Origin of the sequence: Pandoraea sp. XJJ-1 (genome assembly GCF_026802345.1) — a bacterium.
GTDB lineage: Bacteria > Pseudomonadota > Gammaproteobacteria > Burkholderiales > Burkholderiaceae > Pandoraea > Pandoraea cepalis.
Genome location: NZ_CP113827.1, coordinates 544,920 through 563,551 on the forward strand (window position 1 = coordinate 544,920; position 18,632 = coordinate 563,551).

Sequence of the window (18,632 nt, forward strand, 5' to 3'; positions counted from 1 at the left end):
AAATTGCAACCCAAGCCGCGCGCGTTTGGGGCGAAGACGACGGGAGGTCGACATGGCGGAGAAGCAAATTGACGCGGTACGCGAACGCGAGTCGGCGCGCTTTGACGCGATGGTCGAAGGGGACGTCGAACAACTCGACGCCCTCTTGGCCGACGGTCTCCACTACGTTCATTCGAATGGCAAACGCGAAAGCAAACGCGAATTTCTCGACGCGCTCACCTCGGGCCGCCGTCGTTACCTCGACATCGATATCCGCGCACAGGAACTGCGCCAGTTCGGCGACACCGTGGTCGTCACGGGCAAGCTGAAGGTCGAACTGGAAACCGCCACCGGCTCGCTCGAGTCGCAAATGGCTTATACGGCGGTGCACGTGCTTGAGGCCAACGAATGGCACCTCATTTCGTGGCAGGCGACTCGCATGGCGTCGACCGACTGAATCGCCAGTATTTCGTCAGGCCGATTAGGCCCCGCGTTCCCCTGGCACTCGCTGGATATGTGCCTCAAAACAGCATATTTGATTAATTTCGGAATGAATTGTTCCGAAAATTATTGATTGTGTTCAGGTGCGGGGCGTCGAAGTCCAGGGGGGGGCCTCGCCGTTGCGCTCGAGCGTCGCTGGAGCGCGTGCGACGGCTTTCTATTGGATGCGCCCCAGTGCCTGACGAATCACCTCGACTTGCCGGGCGATCGGCGCGGGCACGGCAACGGTGCCGGCCAGCACCGCTTCAATCCACTGCGCGGTTGCCGGTGCGTCGGCCGCCGGGAGCATCGGCGGCGTGCCCGTCGCGCCGTCTTCCGCTTCCTGCCAAAGTTGGTAAGCCCCATCCGAAAAGCCGTCGATGGCGGCCTGACGGCGCGCATCCGCGACCGGTTCACCTTCCGTGCCCCGCGCGAGCAGCACGCCCGGCGCCGGACTGTTGGCCGCGTCGGCAAACATCTCACTGAGCGTTTCGCGATATTCCGGGTGCGTGTAATTCACGAGCCGCAACGCGGGACCGGCAAACGGCTGCAACAACTTCACCACGGTGTGGCCGGAGTTGCGAACACCCAGCGCCGAACGCATCTCCAGCAGTCGCTCCAGCGCCGGGGAAAGCGCCGCAATCGGCAGATAGGCGACACGACGCGTTCGCAGTGCCGCCTCGGCCTCGGTCGCCGATTGACAGGCGGCATGACCCAGTGCGGTAAAGATCGCCTGGGAGCCCACGCGATTCGCGCCGCTGTGATGCTGACCGTGCACGAGTACCGGAATCCCCTCGCGGGCGAGCAGCAAGGCAAGCAGCGGCGTGAGGTTCGGTTGCTTGCGCGCGCCGTTGTAACTGGGCAGCAGCACCGGTGGCGGGGCGTCGGTGGGGGCGATGAGCGGCGTAAATGTCGCGTGTGCGGCGTCGAGCATCGCGCGCAGTTCGACCGGCGTTTCCCCCTTGATGCGATAGGCGATCAGAACCCCGCCCAGCTCAGCCGGGGCCACGCGGCCGGCGAGGATGGCGTCGAACAGGGTACGCGTCTCGTCGGCGTTGAGTGCCCGTGCGCCTTTCGCCCCGCGAGCGATGATTTTGAGCAGCGGTGCACAGGCGAAAGGAGCGGCAGAGGTCATGGCACGTCGGTGTTGGGGTCGCGGGGGCGGTGCAGGGGACGGGCGAGCCGCTGTGATCCTGCCGCCGGATATCCATCCATCATACGCAATCAAGTGTCATCGCGGCCAGCGCTTGAAGTACCATTTCGTGTTCAGACGCGGCCCCTGAGGCTTGACGCCGGCGCCGCGCCTTCCCCAATCTCGCCTCCGAGGTCAGCCATGTCCACGCTGTATAGCTATTTCCGCAGTTCCGCCGCGTATCGCGTGCGGATCGCCCTGAATTTGAAGGGCCTCGATTACGAGACCGTGCCGGTGCATCTGGTGCGCGAAGGCGGCGAGCAGCGCAAACCGGCGTACCTTGCGCTCAACGTCAACGGATTGGTGCCGACGTTCGTCGACGAGGGTGTGAACCTTCATCAATCGCTGGCCATCATCGAGTATCTCGAAGACGTGCATCCGACGCCTGCGCTGCTGCCGGCCAACCCGGTGGCGCGCGCTCAGGTGCGGGCACTGGCGCTCGACATCGCCGCGGACATCCACCCGATCGACAACCTGCGCGTGCTGCGTTACCTCAAGCACGACCTGGGGGTGACCGACGCGCAGAAGGATGCGTGGTATGTCCACTGGGTCGTGGAGGGTTTCACGGCGCTGGAAGCCCGCCTGGCGGCGCAGTCGCCGCACGGCAGGTTCACCTTTGGCGACACCCCGACGCTCGCGGATTGCTGCCTCGTGCCGCAGGTCTACAACGCGAACCGATTCAAGGTAGACATGACGCGCTTCCCGCGAATTGCCGCCGTCAACGCGCACTGCCTGGCACTTGACGCCTTCCGCCGGGCCACGCCAGAAGCGCAACCCGACGCCGAGTAAGCCGCACGATGGTCGATCCCGCGTTCTGGCGGGGCATGGCGCTGGGCGCCAGCCTCATCATGGCCATTGGCGCGCAGAATGCGTTCGTGCTGCGTCAGGGCATTCTTCGACGCCATGTCGGCGTGGTCGTGGCTGTCTGCGCAATTTGCGACATGGTCTTGATTGCGGCGGGGGTCGCGGGCATGGGCGGTTTGATCGCCGCCTATCCGCGCTTCCTGACGGCCGTGACGTGGGGCGGCGCCGCGTTTCTGTTCTGGTACGGTCTGCGCGCGTGGCGTGCCGCGTTGCGCGGTGCGGGCGCCTTGCAGGCCGACGGCAGCCGCGCGGCTACGCAGGACATGACCTGGCAGCGAGCGTTCGTGCTCGTGTTGATGCTCTCGTTACTCAATCCGCACGTTTATCTCGACACGGTGATTCTGTTGGGCGGCATCGGCGCGCGCGAGGTGCCGCCCGGGAATGCGTGGTTTGCCGTGGGCGCGATGACCGCCTCCGTTTTGTGGTTCACCACGCTCGGCTATGGCGCCCGGTTGCTTGCGCCGCTGTTTGCGCGCGCGCGAGCATGGCAGATCCTCGATGGGATCGTCGGCATGATGATGTGGGGGCTCTGCGCAGGACTCGTCGCGCAGCAGTGGTAATGCGTTGTTATCGGGCGGCGCTGTCTTGCGTCGCCGGAAAAGGCAACGGCCCGCCCCGTGATGCGGGCGGGCCGTTGGCATTGTGGCCGGCGGATGCGCTTGACTGAGTCGGCTGAGTTAGCCGAGCAAGGCGTCGGCGAATTCGCGCGCCGAGAACGGCTGCAGATCCTCGACCTTTTCGCCCACGCCGATGAAGTACACCGGCACCGGACGCTGACGCGCAATGGCGGCGAGAATGCCGCCCTTGGCCGTGCCGTCGAGCTTTGTCACGATGAGGCCGGTGAGTTGCAGCGCGTCGTCGAACGCCTTGACCTGCGTGAGCGCGTTTTGTCCCGTGTTGGCGTCGATCACGAGCAGCACCTCGTGCGGTGCGCCCTCGGCAGCTTTGCCCAACACGCGCCTGATCTTCTTCAACTCTTCCATCAGATGCAATTGTGTGGGCAGTCGGCCAGCGGTGTCGGCCATCACGATGTCGATCTTGCGCGCGCGTGCGGCAGTCACAGCGTCGAACACGACGGCGGCCGGGTCGCCGTTCTCCTGTGAGACGACGGCGACGTTGTTGCGCTCGCCCCAGATCGCCAGTTGTTCTCGTGCCGCCGCGCGGAAGGTGTCGCCGGCGGCGAGCAGCACGGACTGGCCGTAGTGCTGGAAGTGTTTGGCGAGCTTGCCGATGCTTGTCGTCTTGCCCGCGCCGTTCACGCCCGCGATCATCACGACCATCGGCGACTCGCGACCGAGAACCAGGCTCTGTTCCAACGGCTGCAGCAATTCGACCAGCAGATCGTGCAGCGCGCGCTTGACCTGCTCGCCTTCGGTCAGCCGGTCAGTCTTGACCTTCTTGCGCAGGGCGCCGATCAGGAAAGCCGTGGCTTCCACGCCGGCGTCGCTCATCAGCAGCGCGTCTTCCAGTTCCTCGAACAGGTTCTCGTCGACTTTCACGCCGATGAAGATGCCCGTGAGACCGGCGCTCGTCTTCGACAGTCCCGCCTTCAGGCGCGTGAGCCAGGAGCGTTTGGCGGCCGGGGCTTGGGCCGGGGCCGCGACGATCTCGCCGATGGCGTCGCCGTGGGCATCCTTGACAACGACGGCCGGGGGCGGTGCGGCCGGCTCGATCGACGATATCGGCGCAATGGGCTCAATCGGCTCAATCGGCTCGACGGGTTCCGCCAGTTCCGCCTGTTCGGGCGCGATTTGCGGCGCAAACGTGGGCGCGGACTGCGCCGGCGTGATGAGCGATGGGACATTCGCCTGCGCCGGTTCGGACGGCACCGCATTTTGGACCGGGGTGACGGGCGGGGGCGCGGCGTCGATGGGTGCGGTGGGTGCCTGCGCGGCTTCGGCCGGCACGCTAGCGGGCACGACGGCCGGTGCGATGTCGGCCTTCGCTGCAGCGTCTTCGACCGGCAAGCTTGGCGAAGCGGGCGTTTCCGGGATTTCCGGCGATGGCGCCAGCGCGTCGGACGCGAGGGATTCGGTCGATGCGGGACTCGTCTCGGCGGCTTTGTTACCGCCCGACTTGAAGCGCTTGAAGAAACTGAACATGGGGTGAAGAACTCGACGTGGGCGCACGCGGTCAGCGTGCGTCTGTGATTTGTCTTGCCATTCGCGTCGCACAAAACGCCCTACAATGGGCGGGTCGTGATTTCCGACGCGGGAAATGCGACGTATTTTATCAGACGCGAATCAACGTCCGTGACGGGCGAAAGGGGATCCATGACGGGAACCATGCGCTGGCGACATACCTTGGCCGGACTCATCCTGGCCAGTGTGGCATGCCTGAGCCAGGCGGCCGACACCGCCGGCAGCAAAACGGCGGATAACACGTCGGAATTCACGTTATCGAACGGGCTGCGGCTGATCGTGCGCGAAGACCACCGGGCACCGACGGTGGCCCACGTGGTTTGGTATCGCGCGGGCTCGCTCGACGAATTCAACGGCACGACAGGTGTGGCCCACGTGCTCGAACACATGATGTTCAAGGGCACCAAGGCTGTCGGGCCGGGCCAGTTTTCGCGTCAGGTGGCGGCGCTGGGTGGCCGCGAAAATGCGTTCACCAGCAAGGACTACACCGGCTACTTCGAGCAGACGGAGAAGTCGCGTCTGCCGGAGATGATGCGTCTCGAGGCCGACCGCATGGCCAACCTCACGCTCTCCGGCGACGAGTTCGCCAAAGAGATTCAGGTGGTCATGGAGGAGCGCCGGCTGCGCACGGACGATCAGCCGCGCGCATTGCTCTACGAGCAACTGATGGCCTCGGCGCTCGTTGCCAATCCCTATCGTCGCCCAATCGTCGGCTGGATGGACGACCTTCAGCACATGACCGTCCAGGACGCACGCGACTGGTATGCGCGCTGGTATGCGCCGAACAATGCGGTGGTGGTCGTGAGCGGCGATGTCGATCCCGCGCAGGTCAAGCAACTCGCCGAGACCTATTACGGCTCGCTCAAGCCGCATGCGTTGCCCGATCGGCGTCCTCAGAACGAGCCGGCACAACTCGGCGTGCGCCGGGTGTTCGTGAAAGCGCCGGCCGAGAATCCACACGTGATGCTCGCGTGGCGTGCGCCCCGTCTGACCGACGTCGAAAAGGACGACGACGTCTATGCGTTGCAGGTGCTCGCCGCCGTGCTCGACGGCTATGGCAATGCGCGTCTGACGAGCCGTCTCGTGCGCGAGCAACGCATCGCGAACGATGTTGGTGCCAACTACGATGGCGTGGGCCGTGGCCCGCAATTCTTCCTTCTCGACGGCACCCCCGCGAAGGACAAGACGCCTGAGCAGCTCGAGAAGGCGCTTCGCGCGCAGGTGGCCGATATTGCGGCGCATGGTGTGACCGCGGCGGAACTTGGGCGGGTGAAGGCGCAGGTCGTTGCCTCGCAAATCTACAAACGCGACTCGGTGTTCGGCCAGGCGATGGAGATCGGTCTGAACGAAATGTCGGGCATCTCGTGGCGGCAGATCGATCGCATGCTCGACAAGGTGAAGGCGGTCACGCCGGCACAGGTGCAGGCGGTGGCCGGCAAGTACTTCGGCGATGCGTCCCTGACTGTGGCGACGCTGGTTCCCCAGCCCATCGACGAAGCGACACGAAAGCGCCGCGCCCAAGGGGCGGAAGACTTGAAGAACATGCGCTGAGAGGGCCACACGATGATGAAAATTTCCGCACTGTTGCGTGCGTTCTCTGTGCCTGCGCGCACGGGCTTTACGGCGAGCGTTGCTGCCGTTGCCGCGGGTGCGATTATTGCCGTCACGCCGCTGAGTGCTCGCGCGGCGCTGCCGATTCAAAGCTGGGTGGCGCCGTCGGGCGCCAAGGTGATGTTCGTCGAGAGTCGTTCGATCCCGATGATCGACCTGAACATCGACTTCGATGCCGGCAGTCGCTACGATCCGCCGGGGAAGTCCGGTCTGGCGATGCTCACGGCGGGCTTGCTCGACGCGGGCGCGTCCGCCGCAGCCGGGCGCCCCGCGCTGACCGAGGCGCAGATTGCCGATCGCTTTGCCGACGTGGGCGCGATGGAAGCGACAAGTGCCGGACGCGATGCCGCGACCGTCACCCTGCGCACGCTGTCGTCAGCGACCGAACGCGATGCGGCGGTCGGCGCGATGGCGCAGTTCCTGCAACATCCTACGTTCCCCGATGCGGTGCTCAAGCGGGAAGCGGCGCGTCTGTCGGCGGCGATTGCGGAATCCGATACGAAGCCCGAGGCGATTGCCGAGAAGGCATTTCGCCGCGCGATCTACGGCAGCCATCCGTATGGTGTCAGCCCGACGGTGGCGAGTGTGAACGCCGTGAAGCGCGACGATCTGGTGCGTTTCTACCGCGACATGTACAGCCCGAAGCGGGCGGTCGTGACGATCGTCGGCGACATCGATCGAGCGCAGGCGGAGGCGCTCGTCGCCACGCTGACCGACGCCATGCCCGTGGGCGTGACGCCGCCGGCGATGCCGTCGGTCGCGTCGTTGAGCAGTGCCGTGCAGATCGATCTGCCGCACCCGGCCGAGCAGGCGCACATTGTGACGGGGCAGGCGTCGGTGGCGCGCAGTGATCCCGACTACTTCCCGTTGCTCGTGGGTAACTATGTCCTGGGCGGCGGGGGCTTCGTGTCGCGCTTGACGACGGAGGTGCGCGAAAAACGCGGTCTGACGTACGGCGTGTCGAGTGGCTTCATGCCGCAGTTGCAGGAGGGGCCGTTCGAGATCAGTTTGCAGACGCGCCGTGAGCAGGCACCGGAGGCGCTCAAGGTCGTGCGTGAAACGCTCGCCAAGTTCGTCCAGGACGGGCCGACCGACGCGGAGATGCAGGCCGCCAAGGACAACCTGACCAACGGCTTTCCGCTGCGACTCGACAGTAATCGAAAGCTGCTGGCGAACGTGGCCGCTATCGGCTTTTATCACCTGCCGCTGGACTACCTCGATACGTGGACCCGCAACGTTGAGGCCGTGACCGCTGCGCAGGTAAAGAGCGCCTTCGCGCGTCACGTGGCGCCGGACCGGCTCGTCACGGTCGTCGTGGGGCCGAGTGACGTCTTCGGCGGCGCAAGCGCAGGCGCGGCGGCGCCCAGCGGAAAATCTTCGGTACGCACGCAAACGAAATAATCATCGCATCGTCGTGGGATTGACGCGACGTATTGACATACGACATACGACAGACGGCACCGACAGCTTTCGGTGCCGTTTTTCGTTGGCTTGCGTGAGCGGGCCGAAAGGTACGACGCGGCGTTACCGAAGAATGCGCCTGCGCAGCAGTACGAGTGCCGCGGCGAACCCGACGACCGCATAGATGGCGAGCGCGCTTGCATGCAGCCATGGCAGGTCGATGGGGCGTCCGAGCATGGCGGGGCGGATCAGCGCTACCGCGTGGGCCAGGGGCAGCCATTCAGTGACGTGACGGGCTGCCGCCGGCAGTTGCGCCAAGGGGAAGAACACCCCCGAGAGCAGCAGCATCGGTGTCATGACCAGCGTCTGGTAAAACATGAAGAAGTCATAGCTCGGCGCGAGCGCCGTCATCACCATCGCCAGACTGGCGAACGCGAGCCCCGCCAGCAGGATCGCCGGCAGTACGACAGGCATGCTGTCGATGCGCGCGTAGCCGAGCGCGCTGGCCACCAGCAGGATTGCGACACCTGAGAGTACGGCCTTGCTCGCCGCCCACACGACTTCGCCGAGCACTACGTCGCCCAGCGTGAGCGGCGTGTGCATGAGCGCTTCCCACGTGCGCTGCACATGCATGCGCGAGAAGCCCGAGTACATCGATTCGAAGCTGGCGGAGAACATCACGCTTGAGCCAACGGTCCCGGCGGCGAGAAACGCAATGTATGAGGTGCCGTCGACCTCGCCGACCATCATGCCGAGGCCGAACCCCAGCCCGAAGAGGTAGATCATCGGGTCAGCCAGATTGCCGAACAGCGACGCGATGGCGAGCTTGCGCCAGACAAGGAAGTTGCGCCGCCAGACGCCCATCCACGGCGAGATGCCGGGCAGGTAGCGAGGCGACTCCGGGGTGCGTTCGTGGGGTGGGCCCGCGCGATGCGCGCCCACCGTCGAGACTGCCGCGCTGTCGCCGGTATCACCGGTATCGCCGGTGTCGCATGTTTCGGGTGCGTCGGGCATGGGATGGTCACGCTTAGTCATCGCGCATCTCCCGGCCGGTGAGTTTGAGAAAGACGTCTTCCAGATTGGCTCGCCGATGCAGATATCGAACGCCGGGCTGTTCTTGCAGCGCTGCAACGACCGGCACCGCGTCGCGCACATAGCAGAAGTGGGTCTCGCCACTCGTCTCGATGCGGTCGGCCAGTGGCGTCAGGCGCGCGAGCAGGGCTTGCGGCACGTCGCCGAACACCTCCACGACATCGCAGCCGATTTCCCGCGCAACAAGTTCGGGCGGGGTGCCCTCGGCGATCTTGCGGCCGGCATCGATCACGCACAGACGATGGCACAGGCGCTCGGCTTCTTCCATGAAGTGCGTCGTGAGCAGAATCGTCTTGCCCTCGTTCATCAGCGACTTGAGCCGTTCCCAGATCAGGTGGCGAGCTTGCGGATCGAGGCCCGTCGTGGGCTCGTCGAGTACAAGCACATCGGGATTGTTGATGAGCGCCCGGGCGAGTGTGAGACGTCGTTTCATGCCGCCTGAGAGTTGGCTGACGCGGGCATCTGCCTTCGACTCGAGTCGCGCGAACGCGAGCAGGGCGGGCACGCGTTCCCGAAGCTCGGCAGAGGAGAGTCCGAAATAGCGTCCGAAGACCGCGAGGTTCTCGCGCACGGTGAAGTCGGGATCGAGGTTGTCGAATTGCGGCACGACACCGACGCGGCGTCGCGCCTGTGGCGCCTGTCGCGGCACGGACAGGCCACCGAGACGGATTTCACCGCTGTCGGGCGTGACCAGGCCCAGCAGCATGCGCAACGTGGTGGTCTTGCCGGCCCCGTTGGGCCCGAGCAAGCCGAAACACTCGCCCGGCGCGACGCGCAGCGAAAGATGGTCGACCACGGGACGGCCGTCATAGGCCTTGCACAGCTCAATTACCTCGATGGCGGCGTCGGTCATGGCGAATCGGGCGGTTTCCTGTGATGTCCTGCCGGGCGCGTCGTCGTTGTGCCATTGGCGTCGAGGCAGACGCTCGCCGCTCGGGATCGACGCATCGTCTGCCATCGTATGCCTTGATGGGGCAGGTCTTGCGGGCGATGTGGTATGTTTCGCCTCAACAATGTAGCGTGAATTGTCATGATTTTGGATTCCTGGCGTGCGCAGCCGCGCGCGCGAACTCATTTTTGCACGGGTGACGGTGTCTCCGGCAAGGCTGTCCTGCGGGGAACACGATGAAGTCCGGTTCGGGAAACGTGGCACGCGGCGCGCCGCAGCAGGTGCGCATCATTGGCGGCCAGTGGAAGCGCACGCCGCTGCCGGTGCCGTCGGGCGAAGGCCTGCGGCCCACGCCTGACCGTGTGCGGGAAACCCTGTTCAATTGGCTGGGTCAGGATCTGGGCGGCATGCGGTGCCTCGACGCGTTCGCGGGCAGCGGCGCGCTGGGATTCGAGGCCGCCTCGCGGGGTGCCGCCCGCGTGCTGATGGTTGAGCACGCCGCGCGGGCCGTTCGGCAACTGCGTGCCAATCAGGACAAACTCGGGGCCGATCAGATCGAGATCGTGCAGGCCGATGCCCGTCGCCTGATAACCACACTCCCGCCCGGGGCTTTTGACGTGGTGTTTCTCGATCCGCCGTTTGCGAGCGGCTGGATGAACGACCTGCTGGCGCCTGCGGCCCGTCTGCTCGCCCCTGGCGGGGTGATCTACGCCGAATCGGACATCGCGCTGGAGGACGACGCACTGGCGGTGCTCGACCTCGCATGCCTGCGACGGGCGAAAGCCGGGGCCGTGCATTATCATTTGCTTGAATCGATACCGAAAACCTAGAGACCACAATGAACAAGTACGCAGCACAGGTCCCCAGCCGCGAGGAGACGTTGGCATGGTAGTGGCGATTTATCCGGGGACGTTCGACCCGTTGACCCGAGGACATGAAGATCTGGTCCGCCGTGCGGCAGGGATTTTCGACAAGCTCGTCGTTGGCGTGGCGGATAGCCGAAACAAGAAGCCGTTCTTCTCGCTGGAAGAGCGCATCGACATCGCGCGCGAAGTGCTGGGTCACTATCCGAACGTCAGCGTGGAAGGGTTTTCCGGGCTGCTCAAGGACTTCGTGCGCAAGCACCAGGCCCGTGTGATCGTGCGCGGCCTGCGCGCCGTGTCCGACTTCGAGTACGAGTTCCAGATGGCCGGGATGAACCGCTATCTGTTGCCCGATGTGGAAACGATGTTCATGACGCCGTCTGACCAGTACCAGTTCATCTCGGGCACGATCGTGCGCGAGATCGCGCAACTGGGCGGCGACGTCAGCAAGTTCGTGTTTCCTTCCGTCGAAAAATGGCTGATGACGAAAGTCGGCAGCCTGCCGACGAACGGATGAGTATCGCGTACGCCGGCCCGGCCCTTGCGGCTGACCGGCGTTGCGATACGGCTGGAGGTGCCGTATGGCCTTGATGATTACCGATGAATGCATCAATTGCGACGTGTGCGAGCCGGAGTGCCCGAACGACGCGATTTCGATGGGGGTCGAGATTTACGAGATCGATCCGAACAAGTGCACCGAATGTGTGGGGCACTTCGATGAACCGCAGTGCGTGCAGGTGTGTCCGGTGGAGTGCATTCCCATCAACCCCGAACACGTCGAGACGCCCGAGCAACTGCTCGAGAAGTACACCCATCTGCAAGCGGCCAAGACGGCCTGAGCGGCGTGCCGGCCAAGCCAGCCGCGCACTGTGCGCGGCAGCGCCGCTTACTTCCCCGGTGCGGCGTGCAGGCGCATCATTGCCTTTTCCATCTCGCCTTTGACGACCTGATCGACGATGTCGAGCGAGCGCGACATCGCGTCGTCGATCTGCGCCTGCTCTTCCTTGCGCGGCGGCTTGAGCACGAAGTCCACGACCTGCTGTTGGCTGCCCGTCGGCTGAAGCGTGCGCGGATGGCCGATGCCCAGACGCAGACGCCAGAACTCGGGCGTCGTCAGATGCGCGGCGATGTCCTTCAGTCCGTTGTGACCACCGCTGCCCCCACCACGCTTGAGTTTCACCGTGCCGGGCAGCAGATCGAGTTCGTCGTGCACGACGAGGATTTCATCCGGCAGGATCTTGTAGAAGCGTGCGAGCGCCACAACCGACTGCCCCGAGCGGTTCATGAAGGTCTGCGGCTCGAGCAACCAGACTTCCTGGCCGGCGATGCGTGTACGCGCTGCAAAGCCGTGGAAGTTCTTCTGGTTCGTGAGCGACGCACCGCATTGCTGCGCCAACGCGTCGACGAACCAGAAGCCGGCGTTGTGACGCGTTGCTGTGTATTCGGCGCCCGGATTGCCGAGCCCTACGATCAGCTTGATCATTTCGGTATCACGATCTTGGCGCGCGCCGAATCGGCATGCGCGCCGCCATAAAAAAACCCGCCGGACATGACGTCGCGGCGGGTCTTGCGTCCAGCGTCGCCGCTGAAGGCTAACGCGCGGGCCTTAGGCGGCCGGCGCTGCACCTTCGGCAGCCGGAGCAGCCGCTTCGTCAGCAGCCGCACCTGCCGGTTGGACGGCTTGCGCGACCACCGGGTTTTCTTGCTCGACGTGCAGCGTGAGCGTCACGCCGGCGGGCAGCTTGACGTCCTTGGCGTGCACCGTCTTGCCCGCTTCCAGGGTCGACAGGTCGACTTCCAGGAATTCCGGCAGCTTGCCCGGCAGGCAGTTCACGTCGAGTTCGTTCACGGTGTGGCTGATCACGTTCGACGCCAGCTTCACGGCCGGGGCGTTCTCAGCACCCAGGAAGTGCAGGGGCACCTTCACGTGAATCGACTTGTTCGGATCGACACGTTGGAAATCCACGTGCAGAACCAATTGCTTGAACGGGTGGTACTGCACATCGCGCAGCAGCACTTGTTCGGTCTGGCCGGCAACTTCCAGCTCGAGAATCGACGAGTGGAACGCTTCCTTGCGCAGGGCATGCCACAGCGCATTGTGATCGAGTTCGATCATCTTCGGATCAACGTTTCCACCGTACACGATGCCCGTGGTCTTACCGGCATTGCGCAGGCGGCGGCTCGCACCCGTACCTTGCAGATTACGCTCAAAAGCGACGACTTTCATAACAACTCCTTGGACTGCCCGCGACCAGGCAGCGATAGCTTCCCAAATGCCGTGCAAAAAACATCGGCTTCAGGAATGACAAAGGCGGGGAGACGCTCCCCGCCGACACAACAACGGCGCCACACAGGCGCCGTCGCAAAAATTTACCGAACGCTTATTCCGCGAACAGCGACATTACCGAGTCGCCACGACGGATACGCGAGAACGTCTCGGCGAGCAAATTGGCGCAGCTCAACTGGCGGATCTTGCCACCCTTCGAGTCGTCGCGCAGCGCGATCGTGTCCGTCACGACTACTTCGTCGAGTTCCGACGCGTTGATGCGCGCCGCCGCACCGCCGGAAAGCACCGGGTGCGTGCAGTACGCATAGACCTTCTGTGCGCCACGCTCCTTCAGCACCTGCGCGGCTTTGCACAGCGTACCGGCCGTGTCGACCATATCGTCCATGATGACGCAGGTGCGGCCTTCGACTTCACCGATGATGTTCATCACTTCGGCGACGTTGGCCTTCGGACGACGCTTGTCGATGATCGCCAGATCACAATGCAGTTGCTTGGCGAGCGCACGCGCACGCACCACACCGCCAACGTCCGGCGAGACCACCAACAGGTTTTCGTGGTTCTGCGCGCGCACATCGGCCAGCAGCAGCGGCGAGGCGTAGATGTTGTCGACAGGGATATCGAAGAAACCCTGAATCTGGTCCGCGTGCAGGTCCATCGTGATGATGCGCTCGACGCCCGCGATTTGCAGCATGTTGGCGACGACCTTCGCCGAGATCGCGACACGCGCCGAACGGGGGCGGCGATCTTGACGGGCATAGCCGAAATACGGGATGGCAGCGGTGATCCGGCCGGCAGACGCGCGCTTGAGCGCATCGACCATGATCATCAGTTCCATCAGGTTGTCGTTGGTCGGCGCGCACGTCGACTGGAGGACGAAGACGTCCTTGCCGCGCACGTTTTCCTGGATTTCGACCTGGATCTCACCGTCCGAGAACCGGCTCGCCATGGCCTTGCCGAGGGGAATGCCGAGAGTGTCGACGACCGCTTGGGCCAGGGCGGGATTGGCGTTCCCGGTGAATACCATTAGGTTATCACTACTCATCTGGCTACCTGCGGAACGTTGGGATGCTGAGACTGCACGACAGAGAAATTGGCAGGGGAGGAAGGACTCGAACCCTCGTATGCCGGAATCAAAATCCGGTGCCTTAACCAACTTGGCGACTCCCCTACACTAACCGTTGCCCTTGCCGCGTCGTAGGAAACGCAACAAAGTAAAACCCTTCACGCGAAGGCGAACAGCGGGTGTTCGGCCAGACTGGCGGTCACTTGACCCAGCCAGCGCTCTGGCAATCGCTGGTATGCCGCTTCCGCCTCTGCCTTCGTGTCGAATGCTGCAAACACACTGGCGCCGGAGCCCGTCATACGTGCGGTGGTGAAGGTGCTGAACCAGTCAATCACCGCAGCGACTTCCGCGTATTCTCGAATCACTGCCGCTTGCATGTCGTTACGGAAAATTTCATCCGTTCCTAACACGTTTTTGCTGGTGTGTTCGAGAAAGAACGCCATTGTGACGATCTTCGAATCCCTTGTCAACAGTGGATCGCGAAATATTTTGTCGGTCGCGACGTGGACGCGCGGGTTGACCACGAGGAAGTACCGAAGCGGCAAATCCACGGCGTGCAATTCCTCGCCCAGCCCTTCGGCGAACGCATTGCGGCCGAAGACGAAAAACGGCACGTCGGCCCCGAGTTGCAGGGCGAGCGCCTGAAGTTCCGCGCGCGGCAGATCGAGTTGCCACATGCGATTGAGTGCGAGCAGCGTCGTCGCGGCGTCGGAGCTGCCGCCGCCGATGCCGCCACCGGCCGGCAGCCGCTTCTCGATGGCAATCTCCACCCCGAAGCGCACGCCGCAATGGTGCTGCAGAAGGCGGGCGGCGCGCACCGTCAGATCCGTCTCAGGGGGCACCCCCGGCAGCGGGTTCGTGTGAACGATCCGTCCATCGTCGCGACGCGCGAAATGCAGCGTATCGGCCCAGTCGATCAGCTGGAAGACAGTCTGCAGCTCGTGATAGCCGTTCGGCCGGCGTCCCACGATGTGCAGGAACAGGTTCAGCTTGGCCGGAGCCGGGCAGTCACGCAGGATTTCGTACATGGCGATGCAAAACGATGGCTAACGAGCGTCGACGCTGCAATGTCGCAACGTCGGTGTCTGGAGACGGGACTTCCCCGCGCAATTCGATCCCTTTGCGCAAGGCGCGCGTGGCACTCGACGTGCGCTGGAGCGGGCGGCGCCAAGCATAGCACCGTCGCAACAAGCGCGCCCAAGTGGCCGTCGATACCGCCGATGTCGCCAAAGCGATGGCGGTGCCCGGCCCAATCGGCGTCGCTCGACCTTACTCGTCGATCACGAGCCGCACAGCGAGCGGCGACCCGTCGAGATCGCGAGACAGGTCGATGCGCTTGACGCGTAGTGGCGCGCCGTCGAAAAAGGCCTGATAGTCGATCGTCCACCCGTCCTGCTTCAAATGCGTCGGCCGTTGTGTCTGGGGATCGCGCTCGATGCTCGCCTGCGATCCCGGAGCGCCCTGCATTTGCAGCCAGTAGCGCAGGCCGCCCACCGGCAGCGCGAAGCCCAGGGCGTCGTGCATGACATCTTCGAGGCGCGGGCCACTCAACGGTGCCTTGCCGGGTAATTCGAGCGACGCACGACGCGGATTCTCGCGCACGATCGCCTGGGTTTGTCCGAGCGGGTCGAGCAACTGGACGATCGCGTTGTCGCCATTCTGCTGCCAGTCGAAATTGCCGTAGGTATTGCGCGTCTCGCCATTCTGCTCGTAACGCACGGAGAAGCGGCCACGGTAGTGTTCGACGCTGGCGCCCGCCGCCGACGTCACCGCGGTGGGCGGCGCGAGGCTCGCACAGCCGGCGACGAGCCCGGCGAGCGCACAGGCCAGCACCAGGGTCGTGGCGCGAGCCGAACGCGACGCCACGAGCGAAAACGGCGACCTCATATGCATTACGGCGTCACATTGTAGCGTTTCATCGTCGCGCGCAGCGTGTCGTCGTCGCCGTCGAGCTTGAGGGCTTCACGCCAGGTCTTGCGTGCCTCGTCCTGCTGGCCCGATTCCCACAGCACCTCGCCCAAGTGAGCGCCGATCTCGGCCTGCGCCTGAATGCCATACGCGCGGCGCAGCAGTTCGAGCGCCTGCGGTTTGTCGCCGAGGCGATACTTCACCCAGCCCAGGCTGTCCAGAATGTACGGATCGTCCGGCGCGAGCGCCGACGCCTTTTGCAGTAGTTTGAGCGCTTCCGGCAGACGGGTATTTCGCACGGTCAGCGAGTAGCCGAGCGCGTTGTAGGCCTGTGCGTTTTCCGGCTGTGACGCCATCACACGACGCATCGTCTTTTCCATGACGTCGTAGTGTTTGTTCAACTCGGCCACCATGCCGTACTGATACAGCAGGTCCGGATCGTCGGGATGATTCTTTACCTCGACCGCGAGCAGCTTTTCCGCCTCGTCGTAGCGTTTTGCCTTGACGAGCAGATCCGACTCGGCGCGCTTGAGCGCGAGTTGCTCACGCGGATCGCTCGTCTTGATGCTGATGCTGTGCAGCAGCGCACGGCCTTCGTCGACCTTGCCCTGATCGGCGAGCAGCTGCGCGCGCCCGATCTGCGCGGGCAGATACGCGTTGCTGTCTTCGCGAATCTTCGAAAGCCACTTGTCGGCGGCCGGGTAATCCTTGCGGTCCTGGGCGATCTGCGCGAGATAGACATAGGCTTGCGCGCCGTCGGTGTTCTGCTGTTCGGCTTCCGACGCGTACTTCTGCAGATATTGTTCGGCCTGCTCAGGATGTTTGGCGTGCAGGTTGAGCAGCGCGAGCGCCATGAGCGTCGAGAGTTCGTGCGGGTAACGCTTTTCCAGCGTTTCGAACTGCTTCTGTGCCGCGTCGAGCTGGTTGTCGGCCAGCAGGAGCTTGGCGTAGGCGAAGCGCGCTTCCTTGGCGTTCGGATTGCGATCGAGGAACGTCTTCAATCCGGCAATGGCGCTGCTGCGCTCTTCCGGCCCCATCTGACCGTAAAGCAGTGCGGCGGCCTCGTAATCGGGCTTGAGACTGAGGGCCTTTTCCAGCGACGCGCGTGCGCCGGCGGTGTCGCCGGCATCGAGTTGCGAGCGGGCGATGGCCAGTTGCGCCTCGGGGCGTTGCATGTCGTTCGCCAGCATCCGCTTGAGCGACGCGATCCCCGTGGCGCGCTCCGGACTGCGCGCAATCATCTGCTGCAGTTCGAGAATGGCCTGGCCGCGGCGTGCTTCCGGCACCTTGTTCAGTTCGTCGACGAGCAGCGGTTCGGCGTCGGACAGATGGCCGGTGCCGACCTCGAGGCTCGCGAGCAACTGCGATGCAGGACGCCAGGTCGGATCGAGTTCGTGCCAGAGTCGGGCGGCAATGAGCGCGTCTCCGAGCTGGCGGGCGCCGAGCGCGATCTCGACCGCGCGGCGGGCCATGCGCGGGTCCTTCGTGCGATTGGCCAGTGCGACATAGGTGTTGAAGGCGGGCGCCAGGCTGCCTTGTTGCAGGCTCAACTCGGCGGCCATCACCTCGAAGACGATCTCGCTGGAGAGCGCGACGTTCGGAAGCTTTTCGCGCGGGACGCTCGCATCTGACGCCGCGGACGCCCCGGCTTCGCTGCCGACGTCTGCGCTGGCGTCGCTCGCGCCTGCCGGCGCGCTCGCTGGCGCGGCTTGCGCCGTCGGCCGGGACTGTGCAAACGCGTTCGACGAAGGCAGGAATGCCATGATGGCGCTGGCGCAGGTTACGCCAAGCGCCGTTGCGCCGGCCCACGCCCCGCGTGCCAGGGCGCCGCGCAGGCGCAAAACCACGGGTGCCACGGTGAGCGCCGTGCTGGTCGCGGCGGGGATGGACTGGAATCGGGTGTTCGGCATAGGGATCCACGACAGGTTTCGAGCGATTGTAGCGCGCCCGATACAATAGAGTCTAAATCCTCAGCAAACGTTCGCAGGCATGCCTGAACTCCCAGAAGTCGAAGTCACCCGTCGCGGGATTGCGCCGCACGTGGCGGGCACACGCGTTGCCCGCATCGACGTGCGCAACGCCTCATTGCGCTGGCCGGTGCCCGACGGACTCGACACGCTCCTGCGCGGCGAAACGCTCGTCGGCGTGACCCGTCGCGGCAAGTACCTGTTGCTGGAATACGCGCCCGGCTGGCTGTTGGTGCATCTGGGCATGACCGGCACGTTGCGTGTCCTGCCCGAGCCGCAGGCGCTGCCGGCGGCCGGGGTGCACGACCATATCGATCTCGTTTTCGAGCGATGCGCGCTGCGCTATCGCGATCCGCGTCGTTTCGGCGCGGTGTTGTTCCATCCGCGCTCGGCGGGCGACGTGCTGGCACATCCCCTGCTGGCCGGTCTCGGTGTCGAGCCGCTGACGGACGCTTTCGACGGCCGATGGCTTTACGCAGGTACGCGCGGCAGGACCGTCGCCATCAAGCAGGCATTGCTCGCGGGCAGCATCGTTGTCGGTGTGGGCAACATCTATGCGTCGGAGAGCCTCTTCCGCGCGGGCATCGCGCCGCGCATGGCGGCGGGCAAACTCTCGCGGCCCCGGGCCGAGAAGCTCGCCCAAGCCATCAAGGACGTGCTTGCCGCGGCGATCGAGAAGGGCGGCAGCACGTTGCGCGACTTCGTCGGCAGCGACGGCAATCGCGGCTATTTCCAGCAGGAATATTTCGTCTACGATCGTGCCGGGCAACCCTGTCGCGTGTGTGGCACCCCGATCCGGCAGATCGTGCAAGGGCAGCGCTCCACGTTCTTCTGCCCGCATTGTCAAAAATAACGCAAGCGGCAATCGCAGATCGCGCAGCGGGTCGGCGGTTTG

The 18,632-nt window shown here is 64.5% G+C and carries 19 protein-coding genes and 1 tRNA gene; 9 read left to right on the forward strand and 11 right to left on the reverse strand.

The genetic code is table 11. From position 1 onward, the window contains the following. The first annotated feature begins 52 nt into the window (after window positions 1–52). On the forward strand, window positions 53–436 hold the full coding sequence (locus OYT13_RS02465) for a nuclear transport factor 2 family protein (RefSeq protein ID WP_017232672.1): 384 nt from the start codon (window positions 53–55) through the stop codon (window positions 434–436). Window positions 437–637: 201 nt separating this feature from the next. Here the strand turns inward: OYT13_RS02465 and ybiB are convergent, their stop codons facing one another. Then, window positions 638–1,594, reverse strand: coding sequence for a DNA-binding protein YbiB (gene ybiB, locus OYT13_RS02470; RefSeq protein ID WP_261939302.1), 957 nt, complete (start codon window positions 1,592–1,594; stop codon window positions 638–640). A 198-nt stretch (window positions 1,595–1,792) separates the two neighbouring features. On the opposite strand from ybiB, the gene maiA reads away from it, so the two are divergent. Together maiA and OYT13_RS02480 are read left to right on the forward strand one after the other, a co-directional pair. After that, window positions 1,793–2,440, forward strand: coding sequence for a maleylacetoacetate isomerase (maiA, locus tag OYT13_RS02475; RefSeq protein ID WP_268567198.1), 648 nt, complete (start codon window positions 1,793–1,795; stop codon window positions 2,438–2,440). Between the two features lie 8 nt (window positions 2,441–2,448). Continuing rightward, window positions 2,449–3,075 carry a LysE/ArgO family amino acid transporter gene (locus OYT13_RS02480; RefSeq protein ID WP_017232669.1) on the forward strand — a complete coding sequence of 209 codons (627 nt, stop codon included), beginning with the start codon at window positions 2,449–2,451 and terminating at the stop codon, window positions 3,073–3,075. 117 nt (window positions 3,076–3,192) lie between these two features. On the opposite strand, the gene ftsY is transcribed toward OYT13_RS02480, so the two are convergent. Continuing rightward, window positions 3,193–4,617, reverse strand: a complete 1,425-nt coding sequence (gene ftsY, locus OYT13_RS02485; RefSeq protein WP_268567199.1) for a signal recognition particle-docking protein FtsY — start codon at window positions 4,615–4,617, stop codon at window positions 3,193–3,195. Between the two features lie 171 nt (window positions 4,618–4,788). On the opposite strand from ftsY, the gene OYT13_RS02490 reads away from it, so the two are divergent. Continuing rightward, window positions 4,789–6,207 carry a M16 family metallopeptidase gene (locus OYT13_RS02490; RefSeq protein WP_017232667.1) on the forward strand — a complete coding sequence of 473 codons (1,419 nt, stop codon included), beginning with the start codon at window positions 4,789–4,791 and terminating at the stop codon, window positions 6,205–6,207. 12 nt (window positions 6,208–6,219) lie between these two features. After that, window positions 6,220–7,668 (forward strand): M16 family metallopeptidase, encoded by a 1,449-nt coding sequence (locus OYT13_RS02495; protein ID WP_268567200.1) that lies wholly within the window; start codon window positions 6,220–6,222, stop codon window positions 7,666–7,668. A gap of 123 nt (window positions 7,669–7,791) precedes the next feature. On the opposite strand, the gene OYT13_RS02500 is transcribed toward OYT13_RS02495, so the two are convergent. Together OYT13_RS02500 and nodI are read right to left on the reverse strand one after the other, a co-directional pair. Further along, window positions 7,792–8,682 carry an ABC transporter permease gene (locus OYT13_RS02500; protein ID WP_442796479.1) on the reverse strand — a complete coding sequence of 297 codons (891 nt, stop codon included), beginning with the start codon at window positions 8,680–8,682 and terminating at the stop codon, window positions 7,792–7,794. 13 nt (window positions 8,683–8,695) lie between these two features. After that, on the reverse strand, window positions 8,696–9,613 hold the full coding sequence (gene nodI / locus OYT13_RS02505) for a nodulation factor ABC transporter ATP-binding protein NodI (protein ID WP_026131719.1): 918 nt from the start codon (window positions 9,611–9,613) through the stop codon (window positions 8,696–8,698). A gap of 272 nt (window positions 9,614–9,885) precedes the next feature. On the opposite strand from nodI, the gene rsmD reads away from it, so the two are divergent. From rsmD to OYT13_RS02520, 3 genes are all read left to right on the forward strand, one after another. Then, window positions 9,886–10,479 (forward strand): 16S rRNA (guanine(966)-N(2))-methyltransferase RsmD, encoded by a 594-nt coding sequence (gene rsmD, locus OYT13_RS02510; protein ID WP_017232663.1) that lies wholly within the window; start codon window positions 9,886–9,888, stop codon window positions 10,477–10,479. Window positions 10,480–10,534: 55 nt separating this feature from the next. Next, window positions 10,535–11,029, forward strand: a complete 495-nt coding sequence (gene coaD / locus OYT13_RS02515) for a pantetheine-phosphate adenylyltransferase (protein ID WP_017232662.1) — start codon at window positions 10,535–10,537, stop codon at window positions 11,027–11,029. Between the two features lie 64 nt (window positions 11,030–11,093). Beyond that, window positions 11,094–11,351 carry a YfhL family 4Fe-4S dicluster ferredoxin gene (locus tag OYT13_RS02520; RefSeq protein WP_017232661.1) on the forward strand — a complete coding sequence of 86 codons (258 nt, stop codon included), beginning with the start codon at window positions 11,094–11,096 and terminating at the stop codon, window positions 11,349–11,351. A gap of 47 nt (window positions 11,352–11,398) precedes the next feature. On the opposite strand, the gene pth is transcribed toward OYT13_RS02520, so the two are convergent. From pth to OYT13_RS02555, 7 genes are all read right to left on the reverse strand, one after another. Further along, the gene (pth, locus tag OYT13_RS02525) at window positions 11,399–11,995 is read right to left on the reverse strand and encodes an aminoacyl-tRNA hydrolase (protein WP_130024767.1); all 597 of its coding nucleotides are present in this window, start codon (window positions 11,993–11,995) and stop codon (window positions 11,399–11,401) included. Between the two features lie 123 nt (window positions 11,996–12,118). Continuing rightward, on the reverse strand, window positions 12,119–12,739 hold the full coding sequence (locus OYT13_RS02530; RefSeq protein WP_017232659.1) for a 50S ribosomal protein L25/general stress protein Ctc: 621 nt from the start codon (window positions 12,737–12,739) through the stop codon (window positions 12,119–12,121). A 154-nt stretch (window positions 12,740–12,893) separates the two neighbouring features. Further along, window positions 12,894–13,823 carry a ribose-phosphate pyrophosphokinase gene (locus tag OYT13_RS02535; RefSeq protein WP_017232658.1) on the reverse strand — a complete coding sequence of 310 codons (930 nt, stop codon included), beginning with the start codon at window positions 13,821–13,823 and terminating at the stop codon, window positions 12,894–12,896. 67 nt (window positions 13,824–13,890) lie between these two features. Then, window positions 13,891–13,967, reverse strand: a tRNA-Gln gene (locus OYT13_RS02540). Between the two features lie 53 nt (window positions 13,968–14,020). Continuing rightward, complete coding sequence (ispE, locus tag OYT13_RS02545; RefSeq protein ID WP_017232657.1) at window positions 14,021–14,890, reverse strand: 4-(cytidine 5'-diphospho)-2-C-methyl-D-erythritol kinase; 870 nt, start codon at window positions 14,888–14,890, stop codon at window positions 14,021–14,023. 241 nt (window positions 14,891–15,131) lie between these two features. Next, complete coding sequence (locus OYT13_RS02550) at window positions 15,132–15,749, reverse strand: outer membrane lipoprotein LolB (RefSeq protein ID WP_026131717.1); 618 nt, start codon at window positions 15,747–15,749, stop codon at window positions 15,132–15,134. A gap of 5 nt (window positions 15,750–15,754) precedes the next feature. Further along, window positions 15,755–17,680 carry a tetratricopeptide repeat protein gene (locus tag OYT13_RS02555; protein WP_150562274.1) on the reverse strand — a complete coding sequence of 642 codons (1,926 nt, stop codon included), beginning with the start codon at window positions 17,678–17,680 and terminating at the stop codon, window positions 15,755–15,757. A 79-nt stretch (window positions 17,681–17,759) separates the two neighbouring features. Here OYT13_RS02555 and mutM point away from each other — a divergent pair, with 79 nt between their 5' ends. Then, window positions 17,760–18,590: a bifunctional DNA-formamidopyrimidine glycosylase/DNA-(apurinic or apyrimidinic site) lyase gene (gene mutM, locus OYT13_RS02560; protein ID WP_017232654.1), complete on the forward strand. Its 831-nt coding sequence runs from the start codon at window positions 17,760–17,762 to the stop codon at window positions 18,588–18,590. Window positions 18,591–18,632 lie beyond the last annotated feature (42 nt).

Bases quoted from the DNA above. Each gene is read 5' to 3' on its own strand.
- OYT13_RS02550 (WP_026131717.1), bottom strand. From the start codon at position 15,749: ATGAGGTCGCCGTTTTCGCTCGTGGCGTCGCGTTCGGCTCGCGCCACG.
- OYT13_RS02480 (WP_017232669.1), top strand. From the start codon at position 2,449: ATGGTCGATCCCGCGTTCTGGCGGGGCATGGCGCTGGGCGCCAGCCTC.
- mutM (WP_017232654.1), top strand. From the start codon at position 17,760: ATGCCTGAACTCCCAGAAGTCGAAGTCACCCGTCGCGGGATTGCGCCG.
- OYT13_RS02535 (WP_017232658.1), bottom strand. From the start codon at position 13,823: ATGGTATTCACCGGGAACGCCAATCCCGCCCTGGCCCAAGCGGTCGTC.
- nodI (WP_026131719.1), bottom strand. From the start codon at position 9,613: ATGACCGACGCCGCCATCGAGGTAATTGAGCTGTGCAAGGCCTATGAC.
- OYT13_RS02530 (WP_017232659.1), bottom strand. From the start codon at position 12,739: ATGAAAGTCGTCGCTTTTGAGCGTAATCTGCAAGGTACGGGTGCGAGC.
- OYT13_RS02500 (WP_442796479.1), bottom strand. From the start codon at position 8,682: ATGCCCGACGCACCCGAAACATGCGACACCGGCGATACCGGTGATACC.
- OYT13_RS02495 (WP_268567200.1), top strand. From the start codon at position 6,220: ATGATGAAAATTTCCGCACTGTTGCGTGCGTTCTCTGTGCCTGCGCGC.
- OYT13_RS02465 (WP_017232672.1), top strand. From the start codon at position 53: ATGGCGGAGAAGCAAATTGACGCGGTACGCGAACGCGAGTCGGCGCGC.
- OYT13_RS02555 (WP_150562274.1), bottom strand. From the start codon at position 17,680: ATGCCGAACACCCGATTCCAGTCCATCCCCGCCGCGACCAGCACGGCG.
- pth (WP_130024767.1), bottom strand. From the start codon at position 11,995: ATGATCAAGCTGATCGTAGGGCTCGGCAATCCGGGCGCCGAATACACA.
- OYT13_RS02520 (WP_017232661.1), top strand. From the start codon at position 11,094: ATGGCCTTGATGATTACCGATGAATGCATCAATTGCGACGTGTGCGAG.
- coaD (WP_017232662.1), top strand. From the start codon at position 10,535: ATGGTAGTGGCGATTTATCCGGGGACGTTCGACCCGTTGACCCGAGGA.
- OYT13_RS02490 (WP_017232667.1), top strand. From the start codon at position 4,789: ATGACGGGAACCATGCGCTGGCGACATACCTTGGCCGGACTCATCCTG.
- maiA (WP_268567198.1), top strand. From the start codon at position 1,793: ATGTCCACGCTGTATAGCTATTTCCGCAGTTCCGCCGCGTATCGCGTG.
- ftsY (WP_268567199.1), bottom strand. From the start codon at position 4,617: ATGTTCAGTTTCTTCAAGCGCTTCAAGTCGGGCGGTAACAAAGCCGCC.
- rsmD (WP_017232663.1), top strand. From the start codon at position 9,886: ATGAAGTCCGGTTCGGGAAACGTGGCACGCGGCGCGCCGCAGCAGGTG.
- ybiB (WP_261939302.1), bottom strand. From the start codon at position 1,594: ATGACCTCTGCCGCTCCTTTCGCCTGTGCACCGCTGCTCAAAATCATC.
- ispE (WP_017232657.1), bottom strand. From the start codon at position 14,890: ATGTACGAAATCCTGCGTGACTGCCCGGCTCCGGCCAAGCTGAACCTG.